This window comes from Thermogutta sp., from assembly GCF_014359955.1.
Classification (GTDB): Bacteria; Planctomycetota; Planctomycetia; order Pirellulales; family Thermoguttaceae; genus Thermogutta.
Window position 1 is genome coordinate 1 of record NZ_JACIYL010000433.1, and the last position, 3,805, is coordinate 3,805.

The window sequence follows — 3,805 nt, forward strand, 5'->3', positions numbered from 1 at the left end:
CTATTTCCTGGCTGAGGTGGAAATCACTTCCGATGCGGAGCCTCCAGAGGGAAAATAGGTTTTTTTCGCAAACACATCCGAGACAGATAAGCAAGGGTTTCGAGCGAGGCTGCAGACGAGGAACTATGGACGAAGGTCGATTACGGGATCTCATTTGGGCTCCCTGGCGCATGGCATACATCGAGGGGTGTGATCGCCCGGCGGAGCGGTCTATCCCCGCTGAGCGGCTACTCCCGGAGGCCGATCCTGGCTGTTTTCTGTGCCAGGCCGTGGCTGATCCGGACAGCCCGGAACGCTATGTGGTGTATCGAGACGATCGAACCGTCGTGGTCCTGAACCGCTATCCCTACAACAACGGGCATCTCCTCATCGCACCGTTGCGACACGTGGGACATCCGTCCCAGTTGACTGCCGAGGAACACACCGCCCTGATGCTCACGTTGACCCGCATGATCCAGCTTTTGGAGAGCGTCATGCAACCGGAGGGGTTCAACGTGGGGCTCAATTTGGGTCGGGTGGCGGGCGCGGGACTGCCGGGGCATCTTCACTGGCATGTTGTTCCCCGCTGGAATGGCGACACCAACTTCATGCCCGTCCTGGCGAATGTGAAGGTCATCCCCCAATCCCTGGAGGCCCTGTGGGAGTTGCTCCGCCAGAAACTGGCCCAGTCGCCGCAGGGCGGGACGCCGTCACAGGAATAGGGTGAGAAGGGGAGCGGCCCGCGTTGGTTCGTCACGGCGTGAGAGATGGGTGTCTCGTGGCCCGGGTGGAATCTGCGTCCCTTGGCGGGACGCCTTCCACGGCGTCGGGGTAACCTCTTGCGGGATTGAGTGCCAGAATTTTGCAAGCTAAAATAATTAACAGCGCGATGGTGCCCTTCGCAAAACCGTTATTTTTCATCTGCAACCGAATCCCTCCCCCATGCTCGTTCGCCTTCATGTCATCCGCGGTAAGGCCAACAAAGACAGCGTGGCCATTACACTCCCGGCGGTCATTGGGCGAAGTCGCGAAGCGGATCTCACCATCATCCACCCGATGATCAGTCGTCGGCATTGCGAATTGTTTGAGGATGGTGGACTCGTCAAGATCCGGGATCTCGGCTCGCTCAATGGGACGTACGTGGCCGGCGAACAAGTCCAGGAAGCATTTCTTCCCCCGGGGGCGGTCTTCAGTCTGGGGCCTCTAACATTCCGGGTGGATTACGAGACCTCCCCCAAAGCCGTTTGTCACGAGCCGTCCGCCGTATCCGGCGAAGGTGCTTCGAAGACGCCCTCCGACATCGTCTTCGCCGACGAACCTGCAGCAGAAGAGAAACCGTTGCCCGGCGTGGAACCAGTCCAGTCCAGTTCCCCCGAACCTGCCACCGAACCGGAGCCTTTTTTGAGTTCCTCTCCGAATGCCGAAGCGCCCCTCGCTCGACAGAGTACGCCGCCCGCCATTGCTCCGTCTGACGGTGCTCTGCCGGATTTCAGCGCGTGGCAACCCGGGGGAGAATCGTCTCCGGCCCCGCCGGCAGAAAAGGGACCTGAAGAGAATCGCGATTCATCCCATCCTGCGGAACAGCCGCGCCCTCCCGAGTCGGCAGCGGACGATCCATGGGCAGATCGGCCTCCCCCGTTTACCACCGTGATTTCACGCAGCGATACGGAGCCGCTTGCGCCAATCGTTCTCAATGGGAACGATGAAAATCGCCCGGGCAAATCCCCAGCCAATGAGAAAGGCCGTTCGGCTTCGGGAGAAAGCGCGTCAGAGCCTTCTCATGCGCGCAAGATGGCCAAATCGCGGACGGGATGGTGGCCTTTCAGGCGGTGAAACGTCCCTTGCAGGAACAGGGGGGCGGCAGAGAGGGACGCCCAGTCCGAAAAGACAGTTTTCGGCAACTATTCTTGCCTATTGTTCCAGTCCGCGGAAGAACAACTGGACGGGCGGTCGGACCATCTCGCGATATCTTGCCCGATAGACCTCCGCAAGCTGGAGGAGGATCTCGATGACCAGCAGGTCCGCGCGGGTGATGACGTGGCGTGTGCTGCGTGAGCCCAATCCCTTCAGCAGGTCGGCCGTCACATAGAGATGGAGCTGCATCACTTCGCGTGCTGAAAGTCCGGCCGTGGCAAAGACCTCCGCCAGGTGCCGAAGTTCGCTGCCGAGATGCCCGCTCCCCATGATCACATAAGCCCGCAGAAGTTCACGGTAGTGGACAATGAGCGTGTGGGGGACCTGTGGCGGATCGTCTTCTGTTGGCGGGGTGATGGGGGGAGATAACCCGTCGAAAGAGTGGCGTGACCGTCGGGACAGCTTGTCCAGTTCCCGAAGAACGGCTTTCTGATGCTGGAGGATGCGGAATGCTTCTTCGCGTTCCCGCTGGACTCGCTGCCGTTCAGCCTGGACAAACCGACGATTCTGGCGAAGCAACTGGCAGCGCTGGACAGCGCGAACGGTGGTCCAGATGAGGGCCTGCGTGGTGGCCGTGCTCACGCACAGATAGCCGTCCGCCCCGGCTTCATAGCAGGCCACAGCGAGTTCTTGTTCGCTCGGTCGCCCCAGCACGATGAGCGGGTCGTCGGTGCCGCCCGTCCGGTAACCGGCGACAAGTTCGATCGCATCCAACTCCGGCGGTGCATGCGCGATGAAAACGGCCTCGAAGACTTCGTCGCGCAGTCGGGCAAGGCCCGAGACGCTTCCCGTCGCTTCATGGATTTCAATTTCCACGGGGGCTTCGCCGGCCAGGCCTTCCACCAGCCAGCCGCCGGTCCGCTGGCGGTCGCAGATGTAAAGGACTCTCCACTGGAGGGGAACCCCCTGCCAGGAAGGTCCTTTACTGACGTCACTGGGTTTAAGGCCGGCACCCATCGATCTTCGCCACACCCATCAGTCCAATGCTCTTTTCACCCCCTCGTTGTTTGAGACCACCGGAGGGTAGAGACTTTCCGCGGTTTTGGGACGGTAGCCAAATGGGCGTGACCCGTCAAGAGGAATTTCCGAGCGTCTCATGGAGTACGGGGCTTTAGCCCCGCTTTCCGCGCGGTACTTCAGTCCCCGTCGAAACGGGTCGGAGGGGCACGCTTGTCGTGCCCGAGGAAAAAGAATGGGTTATCGATCGATGTTCGGCGGACCCGACAAGCGGGTCCCTCCGAAAGCGGGCCTGACACGTGCCTCCTACCGAAGATCTACGGGCCGGGTGAAACCGGACTTTCCAGTCGCTTGGAGCGACGCCTTCCACGGGCGTTCCAGGGGCTGGGGATCTCGACTACTCGCTCAATTACGCTCGGCCTTGGCTGTTTCAGCCTTACCACCTGAAGGGGCGTCCACCTCAGATCCCGCCGATGCCTGAACCAGCCGATGTACGGTCGCCTCATCAACGAGCCCCATAGCGGAGAACGGACATAGTTCCAACAGAGTGAGAGTGCCCTTGATCAAGGTCCAGGGAAGCTTGGGATAGCGGCGGGCCAAAATATCGCACAACCACGTCAAAATGGCCACGGGGAAGGGACTGCATATCAATCCTCCGGAAAAGGTGGCCCCTTGAATGGCCGGAGCGTTGGCGAGCAATTTTTTCAGTTCGCTGCGATCAAGGTTCTGGCAGTTTTTCAGAAGTTCGGCGATATCCATACTTGACCTCCAGTAAGAATCGACAGCGCGGTCAACAGGCAGCAACCAGGGGGCTCTACTTTTTACGGCCCAAGAGCTATTCGTGGCTACCGGTTTGCTCTCACCCATACTCTCGTTCATTAATTAAGACGAATTCCAGGGCTGATTCTTAACAAAAATTCTTTGGTTGAGTGACCGCGTCGACGGTGCCGTGTCA

4 protein-coding genes are annotated in these 3,805 nt (G+C 59.8%); 2 read left to right on the forward strand and 2 right to left on the reverse strand.

The genetic code is table 11. The features are described 5' to 3' along the window. The first annotated feature begins 125 nt into the window (after window positions 1–125). Both H5U08_RS12580 and H5U08_RS12585 read left to right on the forward strand, forming a co-directional pair. The gene (locus tag H5U08_RS12580; RefSeq protein WP_297033578.1) at window positions 126–701 is read left to right on the forward strand and encodes an HIT domain-containing protein; all 576 of its coding nucleotides are present in this window, start codon (window positions 126–128) and stop codon (window positions 699–701) included. A 220-nt stretch (window positions 702–921) separates the two neighbouring features. Beyond that, a complete protein-coding gene (locus tag H5U08_RS12585; RefSeq protein WP_297033581.1) occupies window positions 922–1,812 on the forward strand; it encodes an FHA domain-containing protein in 891 nt (296 codons plus the stop codon). 78 nt (window positions 1,813–1,890) lie between these two features. Here H5U08_RS12585 and H5U08_RS12590 read toward each other — a convergent pair whose 3' ends face one another. Together H5U08_RS12590 and H5U08_RS12595 are read right to left on the reverse strand one after the other, a co-directional pair. Continuing rightward, window positions 1,891–2,850 (reverse strand): hypothetical protein, encoded by a 960-nt coding sequence (locus tag H5U08_RS12590; RefSeq protein ID WP_297033583.1) that lies wholly within the window; start codon window positions 2,848–2,850, stop codon window positions 1,891–1,893. A 405-nt stretch (window positions 2,851–3,255) separates the two neighbouring features. Then, window positions 3,256–3,609, reverse strand: a complete 354-nt coding sequence (locus tag H5U08_RS12595) for a hypothetical protein (RefSeq protein WP_297033586.1) — start codon at window positions 3,607–3,609, stop codon at window positions 3,256–3,258. Between the last annotated feature and the right edge of the window lie 196 nt (window positions 3,610–3,805).